This is a genomic window from Bacillus sp. YBsi01, from assembly GCF_038406745.1.
Taxonomy (GTDB): Bacteria; Bacillota; Bacilli; order Bacillales; family Bacillaceae; genus Bacillus; species Bacillus siamensis.
Map to the genome: position 1 here is coordinate 1,856,118 of NZ_CP151679.1, position 24,635 is coordinate 1,880,752.

At 47.3% G+C, this 24,635-nt stretch carries 25 protein-coding genes; 5 read left to right on the forward strand and 20 right to left on the reverse strand.

The window, feature by feature from the left end; translation table 11 throughout:
* Positions 1-70: 70 nt before the first annotated feature.
* Positions 71-1,303, reverse strand: coding sequence for a malic enzyme-like NAD(P)-binding protein (locus tag AADZ70_RS09205; protein WP_198698009.1), 1,233 nt, complete (start codon positions 1,301-1,303; stop codon positions 71-73).
* A 139-nt stretch (positions 1,304-1,442) separates the two neighbouring features.
* Entirely contained in the window at positions 1,443-4,781 is a 3,339-nt protein-coding gene (gene dnaE / locus AADZ70_RS09210) for a DNA polymerase III subunit alpha (RefSeq protein ID WP_342008017.1), read from the reverse strand.
* A gap of 143 nt (positions 4,782-4,924) precedes the next feature.
* Between dnaE and AADZ70_RS09215 the strand changes: the two genes are divergently transcribed.
* The 3 genes from AADZ70_RS09215 to AADZ70_RS09225 all read left to right on the forward strand — a co-directional run bounded on the left by AADZ70_RS09215 (position 4,925) and on the right by AADZ70_RS09225 (position 6,063).
* Positions 4,925-5,266, forward strand: a complete 342-nt coding sequence (locus AADZ70_RS09215) for a YtrH family sporulation protein (RefSeq protein ID WP_016938596.1) — start codon at positions 4,925-4,927, stop codon at positions 5,264-5,266.
* The gene (ytrI, locus tag AADZ70_RS09220; protein WP_016938595.1) at positions 5,263-5,766 is read left to right on the forward strand and encodes a sporulation membrane protein YtrI; all 504 of its coding nucleotides are present in this window, start codon (positions 5,263-5,265) and stop codon (positions 5,764-5,766) included. Before AADZ70_RS09215 ends, ytrI begins: the two co-directional genes overlap by 4 nt.
* 105 nt (positions 5,767-5,871) lie before the next feature.
* A complete protein-coding gene (locus tag AADZ70_RS09225) occupies positions 5,872-6,063 on the forward strand; it encodes a hypothetical protein (RefSeq protein ID WP_013353167.1) in 192 nt (63 codons plus the stop codon).
* 17 nt (positions 6,064-6,080) lie between these two features.
* Here AADZ70_RS09225 and AADZ70_RS09230 read toward each other — a convergent pair whose 3' ends face one another.
* Positions 6,081-7,022: a bifunctional oligoribonuclease/PAP phosphatase NrnA gene (locus AADZ70_RS09230; protein WP_016938594.1), complete on the reverse strand. Its 942-nt coding sequence runs from the start codon at positions 7,020-7,022 to the stop codon at positions 6,081-6,083.
* Positions 7,023-7,137: 115 nt separating this feature from the next.
* Between AADZ70_RS09230 and AADZ70_RS09235 the strand changes: the two genes are divergently transcribed.
* Positions 7,138-7,440: a YtpI family protein gene (locus tag AADZ70_RS09235; RefSeq protein WP_003152434.1), complete on the forward strand. Its 303-nt coding sequence runs from the start codon at positions 7,138-7,140 to the stop codon at positions 7,438-7,440.
* 28 nt (positions 7,441-7,468) lie between these two features.
* Here AADZ70_RS09235 and AADZ70_RS09240 read toward each other — a convergent pair whose 3' ends face one another.
* The 14 genes from AADZ70_RS09240 to sppA form a co-directional block, all read right to left on the reverse strand.
* Positions 7,469-8,785 (reverse strand): CBS domain-containing protein, encoded by a 1,317-nt coding sequence (locus tag AADZ70_RS09240; RefSeq protein ID WP_045926836.1) that lies wholly within the window; start codon positions 8,783-8,785, stop codon positions 7,469-7,471.
* Positions 8,786-8,923: 138 nt separating this feature from the next.
* Positions 8,924-9,610 (reverse strand): metal-dependent hydrolase, encoded by a 687-nt coding sequence (locus tag AADZ70_RS09245; protein ID WP_016938592.1) that lies wholly within the window; start codon positions 9,608-9,610, stop codon positions 8,924-8,926.
* 60 nt (positions 9,611-9,670) lie between these two features.
* Positions 9,671-10,438 (reverse strand): SDR family oxidoreductase, encoded by a 768-nt coding sequence (locus AADZ70_RS09250; protein WP_342008018.1) that lies wholly within the window; start codon positions 10,436-10,438, stop codon positions 9,671-9,673.
* Positions 10,439-10,573: 135 nt separating this feature from the next.
* Entirely contained in the window at positions 10,574-10,702 is a 129-nt protein-coding gene (locus AADZ70_RS09255; protein ID WP_014470818.1) for a hypothetical protein, read from the reverse strand.
* A 73-nt stretch (positions 10,703-10,775) separates the two neighbouring features.
* Positions 10,776-12,152, reverse strand: a complete 1,377-nt coding sequence (gene argH / locus AADZ70_RS09260; protein WP_016938590.1) for an argininosuccinate lyase — start codon at positions 12,150-12,152, stop codon at positions 10,776-10,778.
* Positions 12,149-13,360 (reverse strand): argininosuccinate synthase, encoded by a 1,212-nt coding sequence (locus tag AADZ70_RS09265; RefSeq protein ID WP_016938589.1) that lies wholly within the window; start codon positions 13,358-13,360, stop codon positions 12,149-12,151. Before AADZ70_RS09265 ends, argH begins: the two co-directional genes overlap by 4 nt.
* 151 nt (positions 13,361-13,511) lie before the next feature.
* The gene (locus tag AADZ70_RS09270) at positions 13,512-14,024 is read right to left on the reverse strand and encodes a molybdenum cofactor biosynthesis protein B (RefSeq protein WP_198698011.1); all 513 of its coding nucleotides are present in this window, start codon (positions 14,022-14,024) and stop codon (positions 13,512-13,514) included.
* 101 nt (positions 14,025-14,125) lie between these two features.
* Positions 14,126-15,313, reverse strand: a complete 1,188-nt coding sequence (locus tag AADZ70_RS09275; RefSeq protein ID WP_016938587.1) for an acetate kinase — start codon at positions 15,311-15,313, stop codon at positions 14,126-14,128.
* A gap of 312 nt (positions 15,314-15,625) precedes the next feature.
* Positions 15,626-16,612, reverse strand: a complete 987-nt coding sequence (locus tag AADZ70_RS09280) for a class I SAM-dependent methyltransferase (RefSeq protein WP_342008019.1) — start codon at positions 16,610-16,612, stop codon at positions 15,626-15,628.
* A 61-nt stretch (positions 16,613-16,673) separates the two neighbouring features.
* Positions 16,674-17,177: a thiol peroxidase gene (gene tpx, locus AADZ70_RS09285; protein ID WP_007408050.1), complete on the reverse strand. Its 504-nt coding sequence runs from the start codon at positions 17,175-17,177 to the stop codon at positions 16,674-16,676.
* 114 nt (positions 17,178-17,291) lie between these two features.
* A complete protein-coding gene (ytfJ, locus tag AADZ70_RS09290; RefSeq protein ID WP_016938584.1) occupies positions 17,292-17,732 on the reverse strand; it encodes a GerW family sporulation protein in 441 nt (146 codons plus the stop codon).
* A gap of 12 nt (positions 17,733-17,744) precedes the next feature.
* Positions 17,745-18,434: a DUF2953 domain-containing protein gene (locus AADZ70_RS09295; protein WP_342008020.1), complete on the reverse strand. Its 690-nt coding sequence runs from the start codon at positions 18,432-18,434 to the stop codon at positions 17,745-17,747.
* Positions 18,435-18,510: 76 nt separating this feature from the next.
* A complete protein-coding gene (locus AADZ70_RS09300) occupies positions 18,511-19,002 on the reverse strand; it encodes an RDD family protein (RefSeq protein WP_045926831.1) in 492 nt (163 codons plus the stop codon).
* Between the two features lie 13 nt (positions 19,003-19,015).
* The gene (gene sppA, locus AADZ70_RS09305) at positions 19,016-20,023 is read right to left on the reverse strand and encodes a signal peptide peptidase SppA (protein ID WP_342008021.1); all 1,008 of its coding nucleotides are present in this window, start codon (positions 20,021-20,023) and stop codon (positions 19,016-19,018) included.
* A gap of 182 nt (positions 20,024-20,205) precedes the next feature.
* On the opposite strand from sppA, the gene AADZ70_RS09310 reads away from it, so the two are divergent.
* Complete coding sequence (locus tag AADZ70_RS09310) at positions 20,206-21,012, forward strand: NAD kinase (RefSeq protein ID WP_016938580.1); 807 nt, start codon at positions 20,206-20,208, stop codon at positions 21,010-21,012.
* A 16-nt stretch (positions 21,013-21,028) separates the two neighbouring features.
* Here the strand turns inward: AADZ70_RS09310 and AADZ70_RS09315 are convergent, their stop codons facing one another.
* The 3 genes from AADZ70_RS09315 to AADZ70_RS09325 form a co-directional block, all read right to left on the reverse strand.
* Positions 21,029-22,624 (reverse strand): amidohydrolase, encoded by a 1,596-nt coding sequence (locus tag AADZ70_RS09315; RefSeq protein ID WP_342008022.1) that lies wholly within the window; start codon positions 22,622-22,624, stop codon positions 21,029-21,031.
* A 22-nt stretch (positions 22,625-22,646) separates the two neighbouring features.
* Complete coding sequence (locus tag AADZ70_RS09320; protein ID WP_047476885.1) at positions 22,647-24,233, reverse strand: acyl--CoA ligase; 1,587 nt, start codon at positions 24,231-24,233, stop codon at positions 22,647-22,649.
* 148 nt (positions 24,234-24,381) lie between these two features.
* Complete coding sequence (locus AADZ70_RS09325) at positions 24,382-24,603, reverse strand: alpha/beta-type small acid-soluble spore protein (protein ID WP_007408043.1); 222 nt, start codon at positions 24,601-24,603, stop codon at positions 24,382-24,384.
* Positions 24,604-24,635 lie beyond the last annotated feature (32 nt).

A 24,635-nucleotide genomic window follows, 5' to 3' on the forward strand; every position in this document is an offset into this window, starting at 1 on the left:
TGCCAGCAGTCCGTATATTGAACAGCAGCGCGTTGTTTTTCCCAACGCGCTGCCAATTCTTTTTGTGTTATTATTCGCCGATGACCGTAAGCTGTCTTGTTTTTTCAGCCACTTCCTCAGGGTCGACCGTAATTCTGGCGACGCCCGTTTCCATCGCCGCTTTCGCAACGGCTTTCGCAACGGCAGGAGCCACGCGTTTGTCAAATGGAGCCGGGATGACATACTCCGCGCTTAATTCATCCTCTGAAACGAGGGAAGCGATCGCTTCAACCGCAGCTATTTTCATTTCTTCGTTGATATGAGTCGCGCGAACGTCAAGCGCTCCGCGGAAGATTCCAGGGAATGCAAGTACGTTGTTGACCTGGTTCGGGAAGTCAGAACGGCCTGTTCCGATTACGCTTGCGCCGGCTGCGCGCGCGTCTTCAGGCATGATTTCCGGATTCGGGTTGGCCATTGCGAAAATAATCGGATCTTTCGCCATGCTTTCCACCATTTCTTTTGTCAAAGCGCCTTCGACTGATACGCCGATAAAGACGTCTGCATCTTTAATGACATCCTGCAGCGAACCGTCATTGCGGTCTTGGTTTGTAAACTTGGCCACTTCGTTTTTCACCGCATTCATGCCGGCAGGACGCCCTTCGTAAATGGCTCCTTTAGAGTCGCACATCACGATGTTGCGAACGCCGAAATGGTAAAGAAGCTTGATGATCGCGATGCCTGCCGCTCCCGCTCCGTTTGCCACAACTTTAATGGATGACATGGATTTTCCTGATAATTTCAGCGCGTTTACAAGTCCGGCTACGGTTACGATGGCAGTACCATGCTGATCATCGTGGAAAACCGGAATGTTTGTTTCTTTTTTCAGGCGCTCTTCAATGATAAAACAGTTCGGCGCTGCAATATCTTCAAGATTGACACCGCCGAATGTCGGTTCAAGCAGCTTCACCGTGTCGATGATTTTGTCCACGTCGTTTGTGTTGAGCGCGATCGGGAATGCATCCACGCCCGCGAAGCTTTTGAACAGAACCGCTTTTCCTTCCATAACCGGAAGTGAAGCTTCAGGCCCGATATTTCCGAGACCGAGAACCGCTGATCCGTCTGTTACGACTGCTACCATGTTCCCCTTCATTGTATAATCATATACTTTATTTTTATCGTCATAAATCTCTTTACAAGGCTCAGCTACCCCCGGAGAGTAGGCAAGGCTTAAATCGTCCGCATTTCTGACTTCCACCTTTGCTTTTGATTCAAGCTTTCCTTGGTTTACTTTGTGTAAATGTAACGCTTCTTCTCTTAATGACATGCTAAACACTCCTTTTAAGTACTTTGTTACATATTCTGCCGCATAGACTGGTACAATCTCTGGAGGTGAAAAATTTCAGAATCTTTAAATAAGATAGCACAATTGTTTCAATTGTATAACAAAACCATTGTTGTTACCACTATTTTAACACGACGTTTTCGCGGCCCAGCAGCTCTTTTAAACGGTATAACGCCTGATGGTCCGCCTGAATATGAAAGGTGTCGGGCAGCCTGATGGTCTGCTTGTCTTTTTCATAATACAGATAAACGCCGGTTTCCCCTTTATGCTCCAGTAAAATACGCTTCATCTTTTCCAAAAACTCCTGATTGTGCCGGCTGCCTTCGATTTTGATGTAAACAGACGGCGCTCTGTCTGTCTCCGTCTCCTCAAGGAGAGAGGCGGATGACATGATGAATTGGGTCTTCTCCTGCCGCTCTTCCATTTTTCCGGCGGCGAATAATAGCGCGCCTTCTTTTAACAGCGGAGACAGCCTTCTGTATTGGTCAGGAAACACGACGGCTTCCATTTCTCCCGTTTCGTCGCTTAATGTGAGAAACGCCATATGCTGACCTGTCTTTGTCCGAATCGTTTTGATGCCTGCGAGCAAAGCGCCGATCGACAGCTGCCCCTTAGGCGCCTGACGCGCTTTTGCGATCGCTTGCGCACCCCGTTTTTTCAAGAGATCCCTGAAAGCGGACAAAGGATGGCTTGAGAAATAAACACCGAGAGCTTCTTTTTCAAACCGAAGCTTGTCCACGAGCGGAAATTCCTCAGCCTCTACATATTTTGGCTTAATGGAAAACGATTCTTCCAAAAACAATCCCATTTGGTCATCGTCTGCACGAAAAAGTTCAGCGTGCTCTAAAGCGACATCCACGGAGGCCAGCAAGGAGGCGCGGTTTTGATTGAATTCGTCCATGGCGCCAGAAAATATAAGGGCTTCGATTGTTTTCCGATTCACGCTTTTTGCAGGTACGCGAAAGCAGAAATCGAAAAGATCCTCGAACGGTTTATGTGTTCTTGCTTTATAAATATCTTTCACTGCCGAGACGCCTACGTTTTTCACGGCCCGCAAACTGTATCTGACGGCTCCGTTTTCCGGCGCAAACGGAAAACCGCTCTTGTTTATTGACGGCGGAAGAACTTGGATCCCGCTCCCCTTCGCTTCATGCAGATATTGCGATATTTTGTCCTCATTGCCGATGACGCTCGTCAAAAGACCGCACATAAAATATAAAGGATAGTGCGCTTTTAAATAGGCGAGCTGATAGCCGATCATGCTGTATGCGACAGCATGGCTTCTGTTAAATCCGTAGTTGGCGAATTTGACAATCAGATCGTAGACCTCGTTTGCAGTGACTACAGAATACTCCTTTTTTAAGCACCCTTCAACAAAATGGCTTCGCTCTCTGTCCAGAATGTCCTTTTGCTTTTTACTGACAGCCCGTCTGAGCAGATCCGCTTCACCTAATGAAAACCCTGCCATCCGCGAAGCGATCATCATAATCTGCTCCTGATAGACGATGACGCCATACGTGTCGCTGAGAATATTTCTTACATCCTCATGCGGCACTTCCACACGCGCCCGCCCGTGCTTCCGATCGATAAATAATGGAATATTTTCCATCGGCCCCGGTCTGTAAAGCGCATTCACCGCGACAATGTCTTCAAGCCTCGACGGCTTCAAACGCTTCAGCACGCTCCTCATCCCTGATGATTCCAGCTGAAAAATGCCCGTCGTATCGCCGTCTGACAACAGGGAGAACGTTTTTTCATCCTGGTAAGAAATCTCGGAAAAATCAATTTTCGTATTCGTCTCTTTTTCAATCATCGTTTTAATGGATTCAATAAGCGTCAGGTTGCGCAAACCTAAAAAGTCCATTTTCAAAAGACCCAAATCTTCCAAGTGATCCATCGCATACTGCGTTAAATACACGCCGTCATGCCCTTCTTGAAGAGGGACAACTTCAGAAAGCGGATCTTTACTGAGAACAACGCCGGCCGCGTGTGTTGACGTATGTCTCGGAAGACCTTCAATTTTTCTGGCGACCTGAAACACTTTATGAAGAACGGCGGATTCAGACAGCCGCCTGTTCAGCTGAGCGGACTGCCGCCTCGCTTCCTCAAGCGTCATTCCCGGCTTTGACGGAATCAGGCGGGCAATCTGGTCAGCTTCTTTCGGACTGATTCCGAACACTCTCCCGGTGTCTCTTAACGCCGCCTTTGCGGCCAATGTTCCGAAGGTGATAATCTGAGCGACGTGCATGGCCCCGTACTTATTTTGTACATACTGAATGACCTCATCCCTTCTCGTATCTGGGAAATCGATATCAATATCGGGCATGCTGATCCTCTCCGGATTAAGAAACCTTTCAAACAGCAGAGAATGTTTCAGCGGATCCACGTCTGTAATGAAAAGAGAGTAAGCGACCAGCGAGCCTGCCGCAGATCCTCTTCCCGGGCCTGTCACAATACCCTTTTCATGCGCGTACTTCATAAAGTCCCATACGATGAGAAAATAATCACTGAATTTCATGCGCCTGATGACGTCCAGCTCATATTCAAGCCGGCGGACGGCGCGCTCATCAGGAGTGCCGAAACGGAGACGCAGCCCCTCGTGACAGACTTCCGCCAAATAATCATCGGCTGATTTGCCGTCCGGCGCCGGAAAAGACGGAAGGCGTGTCTGTCCGAGGCTGACATCGACCCGGCATTGCCCGGCGATACGCGCGGATGCTTCAATCGCTTCCGGATGCCGCGTGTAAAGCTCCGCCATCTCTTCAGGCGGCCTCAAGTGTAAATCCGGCAGATTTCCGCTCTGATCCTCCCATTTCTCACCGGCTTTAATGGCGCACAGACAGCGGTACGCATCTTGATCTTCTTTCTTGATATAACGGACATCCCCCGCAGCGCAGACTGGGATTTCCGTCTCGGCTGACAGGCGGAGAATATCTTCCGATAACGTCTCATGACCTTTGAACGGCTGGTATCCTAAATAAAAACGGTCTTCTCCGAACAGTTCCCGGAATCCTTCGGCAGCTTTGACCGCTTCTTCAAATTTCCCGGATTGCAGCAGACTTTCAATGTACCCGTTTTCACCGGGCGTAATGGCGATCAGCCCCTCATGATAGCTCTTCATCCATTTTCGCTTCATGCCGCCCTTTGCTATGGATTGCAGTGCACTTGAGATTTTCAGCAGGTTCTGATATCCGGTGTTTGTCTCCGCCAAAAGAACAAGCGGGCGTGCTTCAAGTTCCGTTTCGTCCGTGTATATAGAAGCCGTCAGACCGATAATCGGCTTTATTCCGTTTGACTTGCATGCTTTATAAAATTCAATGGCGCCGTACAGCACATTTTCGTCCGTCAGCGCCAATGAAGAATAACCGAGCTCCTTCGCTTGTGTAACAAGATCTTTTACAGAAGCGGCGCTGTTTAACAGGCTGTAGCCGCTATGTACTTGCAGATGAACAAAAGACAATGCCGCCACTCCTTTCCGTATACGTTCATTTTGCCTTTCTACATTATAAGACGGGTTTTCTTAAGAAACAAATGTTCTTTTTTGACTCATCATCATACTTGTCCGCTTTGCTCAATATGATAGAAAAGTGAGGTGGTGTATATATGGATCAGGAAGCCGGCTTTATGGCGAATTTTATCAGCAGTTATTTTATCGCCCTCGGCGTTTTGCTCGGCGGAGCGCTCATCGGCGGCGTCGGAGCTTATTTATCAGGCGAGCCTCCGCTTACGGCGATTACAAAATTGGCGAACAGGCTGAAGATCTGGGCGCTTGTCGCGGCCATCGGAGGAACATTTGACGCCGTATACAGTTTTGAGCGGGGGCTGTTTGAAGGCAACACGCGCGACATCTTCAAACAGCTTCTATTAATTATTTCAGCGATGGGCGGCGCGCAGACCGGCTGGCTGATTGTGTCATGGCTGGCTCAGGAGAATATGCCTTCATGAGAATTCCCGAGTATTATAAAAAACCGGGATGGCAGCGTTTTTTTGCGGGAATGATGTGCGGAGCAATCGTCAGCTGGCTGTTCTTTCTGTTTACATACGGAACGTTTCAGGAAGAACAGGTGACGTTAATTGAAAAACAGCGGGAGCACGCACGGGATTTGAAAAACCAGATCTCCATCTATCAGAAAGATCTTCATAAATTAAATGAGGATAATAAACAAAGACTGCTTATCCAAAGTGTTGATGTGAAGCTGATCAATGGGGAAAAATACAGAATCGCCCAGCCTGATAAGATGAAATTTGAAGAACAGGTGAAAGATGATATTTCTGAAGTCATCACAAAGGATATTGAGAGCGTGTATAAAACAAAGGAGCTTTTAAAACGGACGATTGAAAACAAGGTGTACACCATAAATGAAAAGGAATATAAAGCTCAAGTAAAGGAACTGACGATTTATACGAGATTGTCTGTCGAAATTCATATTTCTTTTGCGACGTAATTATGTCATTTTTAAAAAATTTCCATAGATCTGTCGCTTTTTTCTCCGCTTTTTTATAAACTGTAAATGAGACATTTTCAATGATTCTGAAGGGAGGAAGGGAAAATGGAGGTTTTTAGTGAACGGCGCCTGGCAAAAGATCATGCAGACCGAATCAGAAAAGGCTATTCCGCATATGCAGAAACAGACACACTCGCTTCCCTCATAAAAAAAGAACTCCAAATCTGTAATCTCCGCGTCTACGAAGACCTGACTGAATTCGGCTGCTGGTTCATCCCCGTGACAGATGAACACTAAGAAAGAGGGTCTCCCCTCTACTTGTGTTCGTTACATATCTCTTCAAGATCAGCAAGAATCGGACCGGTTTCATCCCAGCTGAAGATGGATGCGCCGGCTGCAAGCGGATGTCCGCCGCCATTGTATTTCCGGGCAATTCCGTTGATGACCGGGCCTTTTGAACGGAACCGGACTCTGATTTGGTCGTCTTCTTCTACGAAAAACACCCAAGCGCGAATACCCGAAATGTTTCCGAGTGTTCCGACGAGCTGCGACGCTTCAGAAGCGGTGGTTCCATATGTCTCCAAAATGTCTTTTTTAATGAAAACGGAAGCGACGCCGTTTTCAGACAATGACACATTTTGATAAATAAAGCCATTCAGCTTCACCACATTTAATTTCGTTTCATACAATTGATTAAACAGCTCTGACGATGAAAATGGGAACTCAATGAGCTCTCCCGCGTATTTTAATGTCTTTTTTGTGGTGTTCGGGAATAAGAAGCGTCCCGTATCACCGACGATACCCGCGTAGATCAGCTCAGCTGCTTTCGTATTCAGCTTCCAGCCGTGCTGCTTTCCTTCCAGGTACAGCTCATAGATCATTTCGCTTACGGAGCTTGCATTCGTATCGACCCATAACAGATCGCCATACGGATCTTCATTTGGATGGTGGTCTATTTTCATGAGCTTTGCGCCGGAATGGTAGCGCTGATCGTCGATCCGTGCTTGGTTTGCGGTGTCGCACACGATGACAAGAGCATCTTTGTAGGTTTCGTCACCCACCTCATCGAGGGAATATAAGAAAGACAGGGACGGCTCAGGCTGTCCGACGGCAAAAATATTTTTTTCGGGATACGTTTCCCGCAGGATTTCCGTAAGGCCGCACTGTGATCCGTAAGCGTCCGGGTCAGGCCTCACATGTCTATGTAAGATAATGGTGTCATATAATGATATGGTTCTGATCAATTCGGATTTCATCGTTTTCTCCTTTTGTTTTTATTCATTTAATCATACTCTTTATCCATGGAAAAGGAAAATCTTTCAGCAACGGTATAAACGGTTTTGCAAACTCATATAATGGAGGATTTCATTTATGCTGGTTTTTGTTTTTCTCATCGGGCTTTCTGCCTGCTTTTACGTGTATTACAAAGTAAAAGGCATCCAGACGAAACGGGCGCTGGAGAAGGAATGTTTTTCGGCTAAATCAAGTATGGCGTTAGGCGCGCTGGTGCTTTTGTACGGAGTAAACCAAATGATTCTGTTTCACTCCGTTCTGACCCTCGTCATCGGCGGCGTCTTCATTTTAATCGGAGCAGGCAGCGCATGGGCCGGGTATAAAGCCTATAAGCATTATGAACCTATCCATGCAAAAGAAGCGGAGAGAGACCACGCATAATGAATGTCAAGGGACCGAGATGCGTCCCTTAACTTCTCTCCATCAGCTGCACCATGAGCATCGCTTTTGAAACGATGCCGCTTTGGCTTGACACTTCCACTTCCATTTTTCCGAATTTCCGGCCCGCTTCTAAAATGCGCGGCTTTACTTCAATGACCGATTCCATCTGAACGGGCTTTAAGAAGAAAATCGTAATGCTTTCAATGACCAGCTCGCCGCGTTTGCGGGACCGTAAAAATCGGCTGGCAGCCTGAGTTAAAATCGTCGTAAACACCCCGTAAGAAATCGTCCCGAGCTGATTGGTCATCTGCGGCGTGACTTCATATTGATAAACAGCCGGCGTTTTGTCATCTTCTTCTTCTTTAAATCCCCTTGAAACGATATCATCAAGCTTTTCCCCGACCTGAGGCTGCTTTTGAATCATTTGCAGCGCTTTTAAGACGTCCTGACGGCTGATCATGCCGATCAGTCTGTGGTTCCCGTCTGTCACCGGGAGCACTTCGATTCCTTCCCAAACCATCATTTGAGCCGCTGAGGCGACAGACGTTTTCCCGATGACCGTGACAGGGTTTTTGGTCATTACTTTTTCAATCGGGACTGACCGGTCATGTCCGGCGATATCTTTCGGTGTGAGAATCCCGTGGATTTTCATTTGCCCGTCAATGACAGGAAAGCGGCCGTGTCCGGTTTCATCGTTTTTTTCGTACCATTTCTCCAGCTTATCTTTAGGAGACAGCGTCACTGTCCGATCGGCGGGAGTCAAAATGTCCTCCACGAGCACAATCTCTTTTTTTATGAGCTGATCATAGATCGCCCGGTTGATCATCGCGGCTACCGTAAAGGTATCATAGCTTGTGGAGAGAATCGGAAGCTCAAGCATATCGGCCAGCTCGATAATGCTGTCGTCGGTATTAAATCCTCCGGTTACCAAAACAGCCGCGCCCGCTTCAAGCGCCTGGCGGTGGGCATTGATTCTGTTTCCGACGATTAACAGGTTCCCAGCCGCCGTATAACGCATCATCGCGTCAAGCTCCATCGCCCCGATCACAAACTTATTCAGCGTTTTATGCAGACCGGCTTTTCCGCCGAGCACCTGGCCGTCTATCACATTGACAACCTCGGCGTATGTCAGCTTTTCGATATTTTCCTTTTTCTTCTGTTCAATCCGGATGGTTCCCACACGTTCAATAGTGGAAACGAACCCTTTATTTTCGGCTTCCTTAATGGCTCTGTAAGCCGTTCCCTCACTGACTTTCATTTCTTTCGCAATTCTTCTGACCGAAATTTTTTCACCGACAGGAAGCGAATCTATGTACGATAGGATTTGTTCATGCTTTGTTGCCAAGCGTTTCACCTCTAAGGACAGTCTTCTGCTTTTATTATAAGGGCACGGGGGATTCATTCGCAATGAGACGCCCGAAAAAAGGCGTCATCACAAAAAGACCTTCTGAACGTTTGGTTCAGAAGGTCTTTGACACATATGTCAGGCAAGCTCAATGGTCTCGCCGACCGCCATGACTTTACCGACGCCTCCGGGCAGACTTTCAGCGAAAGCGTCAGGGTCCTGTTCAATGACAGGGAATGTATTGTAATGAACGGGAACGACCTGTTTCGCTCTCAGCCATTCAGCCGCGAGTTTTGCATCTTCAGGCCCCATGGTGAAGTTATCACCGATCGGCAGAAACGCCAGGTCAATGTGATTCAGTTCCCCGATCAGTTTCATATCTGAGAACAGCGCCGTATCGCCGGCGTGAAAAATCGTTTTGCCGTCAATCGTTAATAAAATCCCGGCCGGCATCCCCGTGTATGTGATGGTTTTGTTTTCTTCATCAGTGACCGCCGATCCGTGGAACGCCTGTGTCAGTTTCACTTTGCCGAAATCAAATTGGCGCGCCCCGCCGATATGCATCGGGTGGACGTTTAACCCTTTAAAGCCGAGATAAACGGCCAGCTCGTTCGGCGCAATAACGAGTGCGTCGTTTTGTTTGGCGATCTGCTCTGTATCTCCGACATGATCATTGTGTCCGTGAGTAAGCAGAATGACATCCGCTTTCACTTCTTCCGGCTTCAGATTTGTCAGACTGTTTCCGGTTAGGAACGGATCAAAAATAATGTTATGGGTTTTCGTTTCCACTTGAATGACAGAATGTCCGTGATAAGTCACTTTCATCGTTTTCACCTCATAAAAAATTAATATTTATCAAGTTCCCTTTTTGACAAACGAAAAAACTTACAGGGATTGATGCCTGTTAATCACATTCAGCCCGCCTGTTGCTTCTATGACCGTTCCGGTGACAAGATCGGAATCCTCTTCACATAAGAAGGCGATGATTCTTGCAATGTCTTCTCCGGTTCCGGACCTCCCGATCGGCGTGTTTTCTTTCCCGATTTTCCGTCTTGCTTCTTCTATAGACGCTTCTTTCATATCTCCTACGATATCACCCGGGCAGACCATGTTGGCCGTGATGCCTGATTCGGCTTCTTCAATCGCAATGGTTTTCGTTAACGAAGCCAATCCGACTTTAGCCGCTCCGAAAGCGGAACGGTGAAGCCAGCCGGGGGCATGATCTGCGCCTTGGAAGCCGTATGTAATAATCCGGCCGAAGCGCTGCTGTCTCATTACCGGGATAACCGCTTTAAACAGATGGAAAACGGCGCTTAAATTGCCTTCAAGCATGCCATACCATTCGTCATCGGAGTAATCGGCAAGCTTTTTGCGCTCAAATATGTACGGCCCGGCGTTGTTAATCAGTATGTCAATTCTTCCAAACCGCTGAAGGGCTGCATCGACGATCCGCATGAGATCTTCTTTTCGGGTTACATCGCCCTTAACGAATTGCAATCTGTCATGGCACTGGGGATAATCAGCCTTCAGACAAGCGACGGCTTCTTCGTCCTGTCTGTAATTCACTGTGACCGAAAAGCCTTTTTCCAGCAGCATTTCAGTCACTTTTCGGCCCAACCCCTTCGTGCCGGCAGTGATTAGAGCATGTCGCACATTGAATACCCTCCCCAAGCAACGTTGCCGCTTCAATAAAATAAAGTCGTTTCTCCCTCTACTTTACTATAAACAAGCGGCAATATCACTTTTTTGCACTTCATCCGCACGAAAAAAGCCGTCTTTACAGACAGCTTAATTTTCCGAAGGGGCTGAGGCTTCCTCCAGACCGACATAACCGCTTTGGTATGCCTCTGAGATGAGCCGGGCCGTTTCTTCACTTTCTTTTTCATCATAGATGTAACGGTCTTGTTCTTTGCGCATTCCTTCTACCTCCCATCATTATAGATGTAGCGTGTCTGATATGACGGGAAAATATGAAGGAAATTTTAGCAAATTAAACGCCGGCGCAGGCTTTTGCTTTTATGAGCGCCTGTTTTACCTGCTGAAAGCCCGTTCCGCCGGCGCTCATTCTTTTTTCAACCGCATGATGCGGATCGAGCACGGTATAGATATCTTCTTCAAAGAGACTGCTGGCTTGAAGGAATTCTTCAAATGCCATATCACTTAAATAGATTCCTTTTTCAATACAGCTGTACACAAGCTTGCCGACCACTTCGTGCGCTTCTCTGAACGGCATGCCTTTTTTGGCTAAATAATCGGCAAGTTCCGTCGCGTTTGAAAAATCTTGTTTTGTCGCCTGTTTCATGATGTCTTTGTTTACGGTCATCGTTTCAATCATGCCCGTAAAAATCTGAAGGCTTCCTTCAACGGTTTTCACCGTGTCAAACATACCTTCTTTATCTTCCTGAAGGTCTTTGTTGTATGCGAGCGGGAGCCCTTTCATAATCGTGAAAAGCCCCATCATATCACCGTATACGCGTCCGGTTTTTCCGCGGATCAGCTCCGCCATGTCCGGGTTTTTCTTCTGCGGCATCATGCTGCTTCCCGTTGCGTACGTATCATCCAATTCAATGAATCTGAATTCCTGCGAGCACCATAGAATGATTTCTTCCGAGAAACGTGAAAGGTGCATCATCAGCATACTGCTGCTGCTTAAAAACTCGAGAATAAAATCTCTGTCGCTGACCCCGTCAAGACTGTTCTCATAAATGGAGTCAAAACCGAGCAGCTCCGCCGAATAGCTGCGGTCTATCGGAAACGTCGTTCCGGCAAGCGCCCCGCATCCGAGAGGCGATATGTTAATCCGCTTCAGCGCGTCACGGAAACGCTCTTTATCCCGTTCAAGCATCCAAAAATAGGCGAGCAGATGGTGGGCGAAAGAAATCGGCTGGGCCCGCTGCAAATGGGTGTACCCCGGCAGAATGGTCTCGACATTGGCCTCTGCTTTTTCGATCAGCGCTTTTTGGAACTGTTCAATCAGCCCGATGATATGGGAGACATGATCTTTCAAATATAGATGCATGTCTGTCGCCACTTGGTCGTTCCGGCTTCTGCCTGTATGGAGCTTTCCGCCGAGCGGTCCGATTTCTTCAATCAGCATTTTTTCAATGTTCAAATGAATATCTTCATAATCAACAGAGAATTCAAGCGTTCCTTCCTCTGCTTTTTGCAGGAGGGTCTGCAGCCCTTGACGGATGGCGCCTTCTTCTTCCTCCGTCAGAATGCCGCATTTTTTCAGCATTGCCGCATGAGCGAGAGACCCTGTAATATCCTCTTTGACTAAGTTTTGGTCGAATGTGATGGATGCGCCGAACTCATCGACCCACTTTTCCGGTGTTTTTTGAAAACGGCCTCCCCAAAGCTTCTTCATGCTTCAATCTGCTCCTTCTTTTTCACAATGCTGTTTACTTTTGTCGGCAGTCCCCAAAGCTCGATAAAGCCGATTGCCGCATGATGGTCAAACGCATCGTCTTTTGTATATGTCGCCAGTTTTTCATCGTAGAGAGAATATTCCGACTTGCGTCCTTCTACAATGGCATGGCCTTTAAACAGCTTGACGCGCACAACGCCGGTGACGTGCTTTTGGGTTTCTTTCAGGAATGCAAGCAGCGCGTCTTTTAACGGTGAGAACCATAAACCGTTATAGATGATTTCAGACAGTTTTTGTTCAATTGCCGGCTTGAAATGAGCCACTTCTTTCACTAAAGTCAGATCCTCAAGCTCTTTGTGAGCCGTAATCAAAGTCATTGCGCCCGGGCATTCATAAACTTCACGGGACTTAATGCCGACCAGGCGGTTTTCGACATGGTCAATCCGGCCGATGCCGTGTTTTCCGGCAGTCTCGTTCAGCTTGAGAATTAAATCAGCAAGCGGGTAGGATACACCGTCGATTGAAACCGGCACACCGGCTTCAAATGCGATTTCGATGATTTCAGGAACGTCCGGCGTATTTTCAAGAGATGCTGTCAGGTCATATGCCCCTTCAGGCGGCGCCGCCCACGGGTCTTCTAATATACCGCATTCATTGGCGCGGCCCCACAGATTCTGGTCGATGGAATAAGGGCTGTCAAGATTGATCGGAATCGGTATGCCGCGGCTTGCGGCGTATTCAATTTCTTCTTCACGCGACCATTGCCACTCACGGACCGGAGCGATGACCTCCAGATCAGGGTTTAATGATTTAATGGATACTTCAAAACGAACCTGATCATTGCCTTTTCCTGTGCAGCCGTGCGCCACGGCCACTGCGTTTTCCTTTTCCGCGACTTCAACGAGTTTTTTCGCGATTAACGGACGGGACAGTGCAGATACGAGCGGATACTTCCCTTCATACATTGTATGAGCCTGCATAGAAATAAGCGCGTACTCTTGGGCGAATTCTTCTTTTGCATCAATCACGTACGAATTTACGGCGCCTACTTCCAGCGCTTTTTGCTGAACGAATGCCAAATCCTTTCCTTCCCCTACGTCTAAGCAGCATGCAATAACATCGTATCCCTGTTCTTGCAGCCATTTTATCGCTACAGAAGTATCAAGACCTCCTGAGTATGCCAATACAACTTTTTTCTGTTCTGCCATGTTAAAAGCTCCCTTTGTATAAAAATTAGTTTTAATTAATAAAAATGCATTTTGTATGTATACACTGTAACAAGTAAATTCTGTTTTTTCAAGCTTTTTATAAAAAAAACTCCACCCATTTTTTTGAGCGGAGCAAAGCTTTTTTATACATTTATAAGTCTTTTCGGATCTCCCGGAGCACATGGGGCAGTTCAGGAATAATCAGTTTCTTCATTGCAAGCTTGACGGCGCCTGAGGAACCCGGTGTGCAGAAGACTGCGGTATTTTGGATCACGCCCGCTGCCGCTCTGGACAAAATGGCCGCGGAACCAATGTCCTCCGTATAGCTCAGCATGCGGAACAGCTCGCCGAATCCCGGGAGCTCTTTTGAAAACAGCGGCGTGACCGCTTCAATGGTGACATCCCTTTCGGCAATGCCCGTCCCTCCGTTTAACAGCACCGCATCTGTATATTCATCCATACAGCCGGATAAAACGGCTTTCTGCAATTCACCTTTCTCATCTTTTACGATGTCATAAGCGACCGTCTCAAATCCCGCTTCCCTGATGAAATCCATCATGACGCGCCCGCTTTTATCGGTTTCTTTCGTTCTCGTGTCGCTGACTGTAATCACTTTGCAGCGCACCGCTGACGGGGCCTTCTGTTTATGTTCATGCACACTCATTGTTTCACCTCATCATTTATGTACTAAGCATATCGTAACGTTTGGCGCTTCGGCATTCAATAGAAAAGCACATCCTTTAAGGATGTGCTTTTTGTCGATCATTATTGTGCAAGGCGGACAACGTCGCGCGCGATCATGACCTCTTCATCAGTCGGAATGATGATGACTTTGACAGGAGAGTGCGGGTAGCTGATAAACGCTTCCTCGCCGCGCACGTTGTTCAGCGCAGGATCCCAATAAACGCCCATGAATTCTAAGCCGCGAAGCACGCGTTCTCTGACTTCAACGCTGTTTTCACCGATACCGGCAGTGAAAATAATCGCGTCAACGCCGCTCATTCTCGCAGCGTAAGAACCGATGTATTTATGGATTCTGCTTGCGAACACTTCAAGCGCCGTTTCCGCTCTTTCGTTGCCTTCTTTTGAAGCTTCCACGATATCGCGAAGGTCACTTGAGAAACCGGATATGCCAAGCAGTCCGCTCTTTTTATTTAATGTATTTAATACTTCATCAGCCGTCTGATTCGTTTTTTCCATAATGTACGGAATCAAGGCAGGGTCAATGTTCCCTGAACGCGTTCCCATCGCAACACCCGCAAGCGGTGTGAAGCCCATTGACGTATCAATTGATTTTCCGCCTTCGACTGCTGCGATACTTGCTCCGTTACCCAGGTGGCAGGAAATCAGGCGCAAGTCTTCAAGCGGACGGCCGAGAAGCTCAGCTGCGCGCTGTGTCACGTATTTATGAGATGTGCCGTGGAAACCGTATTTGCGGATGCCGTATTTCTCGTAGTATTCATACGGAAGGCTGTACAAGTAAGATTGCTCAGGCATCGTTTGGTGGAACGCCGAATCAAATACTGCAACCGCAGGTACATCCGGAAGCACTTCTTTAAAGGCTTTAATGCCGACGATGTGAGCCGGGTTGTGAAGCGGCGCAAGTTCTGAAATCTCTTCAATCTCACGGATTGTTTCATCCGTAAGCAAAACAGAATCGCTGAATTTTTCTCCGCCGTGAACAACACGGTGGCCGATTCCGTCAATTTCATTTAAATCCTTTATAATACCGAATTCAGTCAGCTTGTGAAGCAGCATCTTCACCGCGACCGCATGATCCGGAATATCTGTCACTTCTGTATTTTTTTCGCCGTTAACAGAGATTGTGAAAACGCTGTCGGCGATACCGATTCGTTCTACTAAACCTTTTGTTAGCACCTTTTCTGAAGGCATTTCGAATAGCTGAAATTTTAAAGATGAGCTTCCTGCGTTAATTGCAATAATTTTAGACATAAATGACGCTCCTATCAAAATTCTTCTTCGTTTGTTTCGTTCTTTTTTCCCAGACCGTAACTGCAATCCAAAAAATATCTGACTTTTCCATTTAAACATTGTCAACTCAGCATTTCAAGTCAACATCCATATTGGTACCGCTTACAAAATGAAGTCGTTATTTTCTGATAAATCCGTACTGTGCCAAATGGACGGCTCAGTCTTACGGAATGTTATGTTCTTTCCTTAAGTTGTGTCAGCACCCTGATATCCATTCATTTTCAAAAGCAAAAAGCAGTGCGGGATTTTGCGTCCCACCCTGCTTTTTCGCCATTATTTTTCTTTTTGAATCCATTGATCCAATTTTGCCATCATCTCACGCATCGCCTGCTGGTTCGCGAAGGAAGGAAGATTGGCCAGAAGCGTTTGTTTCGGCGGCTTTGCGCCATCGCCTTTTTTCTGCAAAATTAAAATGCTCTTTGCCTGCGCTTCGTCTTTAAACAGAGTAGCAGGCAGCTGAAGAAGGGCGTTGATATACACTTTTTCCGCAAAAAACCGCTTCAGTTTATCGCTTTGGGCGCTGTCAAACAGATGGTTCGGAATCATAAAAAATAAGTATCCGCCCGGTTTTATATGCTTGACGCTCTGCTCAATGAATAAGTGGTGGGCAAATGAGTGGCCTTCATCCGCTTTCAGCTCAAACGCTTCTGCGCCTTCGTCATTCGGATAATAGCCGACCGGCAAATCGCAGAGGACCGCATCAGCCGGTTCGATAAATAACGGCTGAAGACTGTCCTGGCAGAACAGCTCCATTTCTTTTTCCTGCAGATTCGCCTGGGCATAAGCGATCTTCAGAAGGACATCATCGATTTCAATGCCAAAGCTTTTTGCCGCTTTGTCAGAAAGCTGGTTTGCCGCGGTCAATAGAAGGTTTCCGGTGCCGCAGGCGGGGTCCAGCAATGTCAGGCCTTTTTGGCCGCCCGTAAATTTATTCACGAGGTAACTGATGAAAAGGCCGATCGTATCAGGCGTCATCTGTCTGTTCGGATGGGATTTATCTTTCAATCCTTTTAAAATGGCGAGCTGGAACGCCTTGCGGATCCATTCAGGCTCCCATTGTTTGAAGTCTGCTTTCGCAAGCAGGCTTTTAAGCTGTTCGGTTTGTTTTTCATGAAGCCGAAGCTGTTCGGCCGTTTCGAGAAAATACATCTCTCCCGCTTCCGCAAGCCCCTCAATATAAGACAGCTGAAGGCCTTCTGCTATTACTTGGGCGGCTTCATCTAAAAGTTCATAAATCTGACCGACATGGTCGTGTTGCATGCTGTTTCCTCCTTGCCATGAAAAGAGCTCCGCGGCAGCACCCGGAGCTCTTTTTCTCTCTTTACTTGATTAACGCTTTTGCAGCTTCGATAGGCTTTTCATAATTCGGGTGGTTTGTCGCTTCGCTTACGTATTCCGCATAAACGACTTTTCCGTCCTGATCAAGAACGAATACGGAACGCGCCAAAAGACGAAGTTCTTTGATGTAAACACCGAATGCTTCACCAAATGACATCTCTTTATGATCCGATAATGTTTCAACTTTGTCGATTCCGTTCGCTCCGCACCAGCGCGCTTGTGCAAACGGGAGGTCGGCGCTGATAGTATAAACGTTCACATCGCCGAGTTTTGCTGCTTCTTCGTTGAAACGGCGCGTCTGCGCGTCACACACGCCTGTGTCAATGGAAGGAATAACGGATATGATCGTTACTTTCCCTTTCATATCTGCTAATGTCTTCTCTTCTAATCCGTTTGTCAAAACCGTGAAGTCAGGAGCTTGGTCACCCGGTTTCACTTCTTGTCCGATCAGCGTCACGGCTCCGCCTTTAAATGTAATCTCAGCCATTCTGATTCCTCCCTTATCTATGTATAGCTCTATCATAGTCGAGTTTTATGCAAACTGCAAAGGTTATGCCGCATCGTAAAAAAAGCTAACTGCGGGCGGCAGTTAACTTTTCTGTTATAAATCAATATCCGTTCTTTTTTGGTTCCGGCCTTTTTCATTTTTTTTAAACATATGCTGGATGCGTTCAATCGTTTGAGGCGCGGAGTCTAACAGTTTATCAATCAAATGGGTGTTCTCGTCTAAATGAAGCATACGCACGCCGTTTGTTCCGACAATCAGAAACGCAATCGGCGTAATGGATACTCCGCCGCCGCTTCCGCCGCCGAACGGGAGCTTCTGCTCTTTTCTTTCGTCGTCCTCGGTTCTTTTTTCAGCCGGTTTTGCTCCAAACTCGCTTCCGCCCGCCGCAAATCCGAAGCCGACCTTTGAAACCGTTAAGATTACGCTGCCGTCAGGCGTTTCAACCGGATCACCGATGATTGTATTCACGTCGATCATTTCTTTCAAATTTTCCATAGCGGTTTTCATTAAACCTTGAATGGGATGGTCTGCCATGTGCGCTCCTCCTTAAACTGATGAATCATTCTTTGAAGCAGCCGGAACCGGCTGTTTCTTTCGTATGATAGAAAGTCCGTTCCGCCCGTATTTGAGCAATTTGAAAGCTGCACCTATAAGATGTCCAAAACGAAAAAAGAATATACACTGCAAATGCGTCTTGGATGCAGGCACTTGAAAAGAAGGAATGACTTCGCACACCGGTTTATGTATAAAACGCAGATGGTCATACAGCAACGCCGTAATGCCTCCCTTTACGGCCCACAAGCCGCCGGCAGCGATTCCCGTAACGGCGGCGTCCTTTATTCCGATAACCGTCACCCATTCGAACTTCGTCACGCGGACTCCCGCAAGAAATGAGGCGCCGATTTGACGCATTCTGACGACCTGATGCAGAATCATTTCTATTCTGTGAATGGTCTGTTTGACATCTTCATATGTGATTTTTTTCTTCTCTTTTTGCTGACCCTTTATTTTAGATTTTGTGTCTTGCTTGACATCAATTGACGCATCTTCGCTGTTTACTTTAATAACGGGCAGCGTTTTTTTAAAACGGATCAGCCCGTATAAGGCAGAGAGTTTAAACGTCATTTTGTCGTTATCTTTATCATGCAGATATTCGAAAGTCAGATGGATTTTCATCCTCATGAGCAGCCAGAACAAAATGAGAATGAGAATAACAGCTGCTGCGGCATATCCCATAAGCTTCACTTCCTTAGCTGCATTATCGCCAAAACCAAAAAAAATAAACCCGGATGTTTATCCGGGTTTATTGCTTTTATTTGCGGTACAGTGCTTCGTGAATCACCGTTGTGTCAGCAATAAGATCATGAATTCCCTGCTTCTTAGGCGTAAACGCAATGACAATATAAAGAATCCAGATTTTATCGATATAACGCCCCACTGCTTCCCTGAAAATGACGGTGCCCCATGTCAGCGGTTTTCCGGGCGTCAAAGAAGTGACCTTTAACCCGAAGACCATTTTGCCGAGTGTCTGATGAAACCATTTTGTCATGAACACAAAATAGGCGAGGTAGACGATCAAAGTCGTGACGGAATAGGCTGAGATTGTAAACATTCCGCTTGTTTTCGGTAAATTCATCAGCGTGAACACCGGTGAAACGATGAGATGGTTAAGCCCCCAGATCACCAGCCAATCGAGAAGAAACGCCCAAAACCGGATCCAGAAGCCCGCGTAAGCCGGGTCGAGCGTCCCCTGTTGCTCGGCTTCCTCTTCCTTACCGTGAAAGCCTTCGTAAGTTGCGTCCATTCTTTCTTCCCCCCTACTTTGCATAGAGATACATCATCCGCGGCGAACCGGATTGCGAAATGAGCTCTTTCATATTCAGAAAATCAATTTCGCTTTTAAACATTTTCGCTGCGCTCATGGAAAAGAGCGAGCCTAATCCGAATCCTTCCTCATACGTGATGACTGAAGCGTTTTTCATATTTTTATGGTCCTTTTTCATCGCGCTGATCGTATCATCGTAAAAACCGAGATCATCAACGAGGCCGATTTTTTTCGCTTGTCTGCCGTCGTAAACACGGCCGTCGGCAATTTTTTTCACATCCGCTTTTGACATATGCCGGCCTTTTGAAATAACATTGACAAATTCTTCATAAGAATCATTGACCATCGTCTGCATGATCTTTCTTTCTTCCTTCGTCATGTCGCGGGTCGGTGACATGATGTCTTTATGCGCGCCGCTTTTGATGGTTTCAAACTTGATGCCGAGTTCATCAGCGAGCTTAGAATAATTAACGCTTTCCATGATGACGCCGAGTGAGCCGGTGAGCGTTTCCGGTGAAGCATAGATTTTATCAGCGGCCGTTGAGATGTAGTAGCCTCCCGATGCCGCCATGGAGCCCATGGATACATAAATCGGTTTCTTCGTTTCTTTCTTTAGTTCTTCCAGTTTTTTATGTATTTCCGCGCTTTCGTACACGCCTCCGCCTGGGGAATTGATTTTCAGGACAATTCCTTTGACGCTTTTATCTTCTTTCGCACGCTCTATTTGTTTTAAAAATGATCTGTGATCATACCCGCCTGAGCTGAGCAGGCCTGCGGACTCCCCGTTATCCTCAATCGTGCCGTCCACTTCAAGCACGGCGATTTTACTGCCGGGGCTTCCCTTATCAAGCGTCACTTCCTCTGTGTCATCTGTCAGGGATGCAAAGTCAGACCCTGTATCTCCGACATTTTTCAGCACCCCGACAGTCACACTTGCAATGACTGATACGCCGAAAATGCCGATGGCGATGACGAGCGCAATCCATCTTTTTGCATTCATTTGTTCTGCCTCCTTTTCTGTCACTATTCGTACGTTTTCCTGGAAAAAAAGATTCACTTTTTTCATGAAGCGCTTTCACTTAACGGATAAACAGGAAACATGTTACACTATTGCCACAGGTATTTTAACACAATATCTGATGGGAGAAAAACGTAAATATGACAGCAAAGGGGAATGGAGATATGACCGATCTTCGCCGCAATGTTTATTTTTTTCACAAACAAGACAACGAAACAAAAGAACAAGTCAGCTCTCTGAAGCAGCTTGCCAAATCGCACGGTTTTACAGTTGCGGCCCAACCGGAGGATGCCGGGATTATCGCCAGCATCGGCAGCGACGGCTCATTTCTGCAGGCCGTCAGAAAAACCGGATTCCGTGATGACTGCCTGTATGTCGGCATCGCTAAAAAAGGAAAAGCCCATTTGTACTGTGATTTTCACAGCGATGAGCCTGAAAAAATGGCGGACAGCATGACCGCGGAACAACTTGAGGTCAGAAAATATCCGCTCATTCACGTAACAGTGGACGGCAGCAATCATTTTCACTGTTTAAACGAGGTTTCCATCCGTTCAAGCATTATTAAAACGTTTGTGATGGATGTGTTAATTGATGATCTTCACTTCGAGACCTTCAGGGGCGACGGCATGATCATTTCCACCCCGACAGGCAGCACCGCCTACAATAAATCCGTTTCAGGCGCTGTTGTTGATCCTTTGATTTCCTGCATGCAGGTATCCGAACTGGCCTCTTTGAATAACAACACATATCGCACCCTCGGATCTTCGTTTATTTTAAGCGCGGACCGGAAGCTGACACTGCAGGTGGTGCAGGACGGCAATGAGCATCCGATTATCGGACTTGATAATGAAGCGCTCAGCACGAGAAATGTCAAAAAGGTTGAGATTACACTATCCGATAAAAAAATCAAAACGGTCAAACTGAAAGACAACTCTTTCTGGGAAAAAGTAAAGCGCTCATTTTTATCATAAAAAAAGAGGACGGGCATTAACGCCTGTCCTCTTTTTCATATACGATACGGCCGCCGACGACGGTTTTGACAGCTTCCAATTCATGAAGCTTTTTCGGGTCCGTTTTAAACGGATCGCCGCTGAGAACGGTAAAGTCGGCATCATAGCCGGAAGCTATCCGTCCGCGGCTATGTTCTTTATGGATGATTGCCGCGCTTCCCTCCGTGTAAAGCTGAATGGCTTCGTACACGGTCAGGCACTCTTTTTCATAATAGGCCGGACCTTCCGGGTGCTGCTTGCTTGTACGGAGCACAGCCGATTGAATGCCCAGAATGGGATCTGCCGGTTCTATCGGGGCATCTGAACCTCCGGCGCACAGCAGCCCTTTCGACAGCAGGGTTTTCCAGGCAAAAGCGGTTTTCATCCGCTCTTCTCCGAGCCGGTCAATCACCCACGGAAAATCACTGGCCACAAAATGCGGCTGAAGATCAAGGCCGATCGGAAGCCGGGCAGCTCTTTCCATCAAACCGTGATCTAATACTTGCGCATGAATGAGCCTGTCTAGCTGTCCGGGCTTTGCCGGGTATCTTTCGATCACATCGAGCACCTTTTCAAATGCAAGGTCGCCAATCGCGTGCACGGCGATCTCCATCCCTTTCTCTCTCGCTTTATAAACAAGAGCGGCAAGGGTTTCGTCATCGTGCACCTGAACGCCGGAAACAGACGGATCATCATGATAAGGCTTTTTCAAAAGAGCCGTTCTGCCGCCGAGCGCGCCGTCTGCGAAGATTTTCATCGCTCCGTATTCCAGATAAGGCCCTGTCGTTTTGTCCAGAGCGCTCCACCTGTCGACGGCTTCGTGATGAACAAGCAGATGTGCCCGAAAAGGGAGCAGGCCGCTGCCTGTTAATGACTCATACGCGGCAACGGGAACGGACGCGTCTCCGTAGTATGCCAGATCCTCGGAATGCCCGCCGGTCAGGCCTTTTGTCCAGCAGTCCGTGATTGCCGTTTGAAGAGCGCGTTTGACATAGTGAAGCGAGACGGGCGGAAGAGCCTGAGTCACAAGCTCTTGGGCTTTATCCAGCAGAAGGCCTGTCGGACCGGCACTGTCCCGGACGATAATCCCGCCGTTTGGATCAGGTGTATCGTTTGTAATTCCCGCCGCGCGCAATGCGGCCGAATTGACTGCAGCAGCGTGCCTGCATACCCGTTTCAGCAGGACGGGGCGATCGGGAAAGAGCGGGTCAAGGTCATGCTTCGTTACGTAAACCGGCTGTTCAAACAGATTTTCATCCCAGCCTTCGCCGATCAGCCATTCGCCATCTTCCAATTCACGCTCTGCTTCTTTTGCAGCCTGCAGTATCGCTTCTTTTGACTTCAGCTGTGACAAATCAAGGCGGAGCTGTTTTTCACCGTGTCCGATCAAATGCATGTGACTGTCTGTAAAACCGGGAAACATGACAGCCCCATGTAAGTCGATTTCCTCCGTATCAGGCGAACCGTATGTCTCGCAGAGCTCCTGAAAGCTGCCCGTCTGTCTGATGATGCCGTCTTCGGTATAGACGGCTTCAGTGACATGGTTTTCGTCAAGCATTGTATAGATGGTGCCGCCGTGCCAAATCGCTTTCATCCCCGCTCACCCTTTTTCTGTATTAAGCTTTTTTATCCGCCTTCAGCCGTTCTTCACGCTGTCTCAGCTCCACCCGTCTGATTTTTGCGGATGCCGTTTTCGGCAGGCTTTCGACAAATTCAATTTCTCTCGGATATTTATAAGGCGCCGTAATCGTTTTTACGTGGTTTTGCAGTTCTTTAACAAGTTCGTCACTGCGCTTCTCATCGTTTTGTAAAACGACATAAGCTTTTACGATTGAACCTCTGATTTCATCCGGGCTCGCCACGACGGCGCATTCTTTCACTTCCGGATGCTTGACGAGCGCGTCTTCCACTTCAAAAGGCCCGATTGTATATCCGGAGCTGACGATAATGTCATCATTGCGGCTTTCAAACCAAAAGTAGCCGTCCTCGTCTTTTTTCGCGCGGTCGCCTGTCAAAAAGTAATCTCCGCGAATCTGCTTCTTCGTTCTTTCAGGGTCTTTATAATATTCCTTGAATAAGGCCGGTGTGCTCAAGTGCACGGCGATATCGCCCGTTTCGCCTATTTCACATATTTCGCCTTCATCGTTTATAATTTCTACTTGATTTCCCGGTGTCGGTTTCCCCATGCTTCCCGGCTTAATATCCATATTCTTCAGGACGCCGACTAACAGAGTGCTCTCTGTTTGGCCGTAGCCGTCTCTCACTTTAATGCCGAAATGTTTCCGGAAGATGTCAATGACTTCCCGGTTTAAAGGTTCACCCGCAGAAACTGCGCTGTGAAGGGCAGAAAGGTCATACTTGTCCAATTCCTCCACCTTGGCCATCAGGCGGTATTCAGTCGGCGTGCAGCAGAAGACATTGATCTGATGGCGCTCAAGCATCTCCAGATACGTCTTAGCGTCGAATCTGCCGTGATAAATAAATCCTGTTGCGCCGCTTCCCAGAACGGCAAGCAGCGGGCTCCACACCCATTTCTGCCAGCCGGGCGCCGCGGTGGCCCAGACTGTATCGTCTTCAGAAATATCCAGCCATGCACCGGCGGATGTTTTTAAATGGGCAAAAGCCCAGCCATGTGTATGTACAACGCCTTTAGGCTGGCCGGTCGTTCCTGAAGTATAGGATAAAAACGCCATGTCCTCTCTAGTTGTATCAGCGGTTTGAAAACTGTCTCCGTCCGCTTCAATCGTTAAGAGGTTTTTCCAGCCGGCATCATTTTCACCAATGGCCAATGTCACGAGCTGATCGGTTTTCACCTCATCAAACGCGTTTATAAATGAAGGATAAACGATAACGCCTTTCACTTCGGCGTGTTTAATGCGGTAGTCCAAATCTTTGGCGCGAAGCATCTCCGAGCAAGGAATGACGACCATCCCCGCTTTTAAGATCGCTAAATACACAGCATACGCTTCAAGCACTCTCGGAACCATGACAATCAGCTTATCGCCTTTTTCAAATCCGAGACCTTTCAGGCGGGCTCCGATTTTATTCGTTTCTTCCATCAGTTTTTCATATGTCCAGACTTTCTTACTGCCTGTTTGATCTTCCCAAATAAGCGCGTTCTTCTCTTTGGAACGGCTGAACTTTTCGATTTCATTTACTAGGTTATAGTTCTTTGGGGCGATTAAATCTTCTCGTTTTAACACGAACAACTCCTCACTTTCTTTCCCTATTATACATAAACATAGGACGTAACAATAAAGATATGCATAAATTGCTTCATGCCTTCTAGCTTTATTCATGAAAAAAGAGCGGGGAATTCCCCGCTCTTTTAGCCATTATGTGAAGTTGTGATTAAAACTGCTGCTGGCTGCTTCCGCCCATGCTTTGCTGAGCAAAAGAAACAAGACGTTTTGTGATTTCTCCACCGACAGAACCGTTGGCGCGAGAAGTTGTTTCCGGTCCAAGGTTTACACCGAATTCAGAAGCGATTTCATACTTCATTTGGTCGATAGCTTGTGCAGCTCCTGGCACTAAAAGCTGGTTGCTGTTTCCGCTGTTTGATTGTTGTGACATGTGTATCACCTCCTTGTGAGTATAGAATGTGA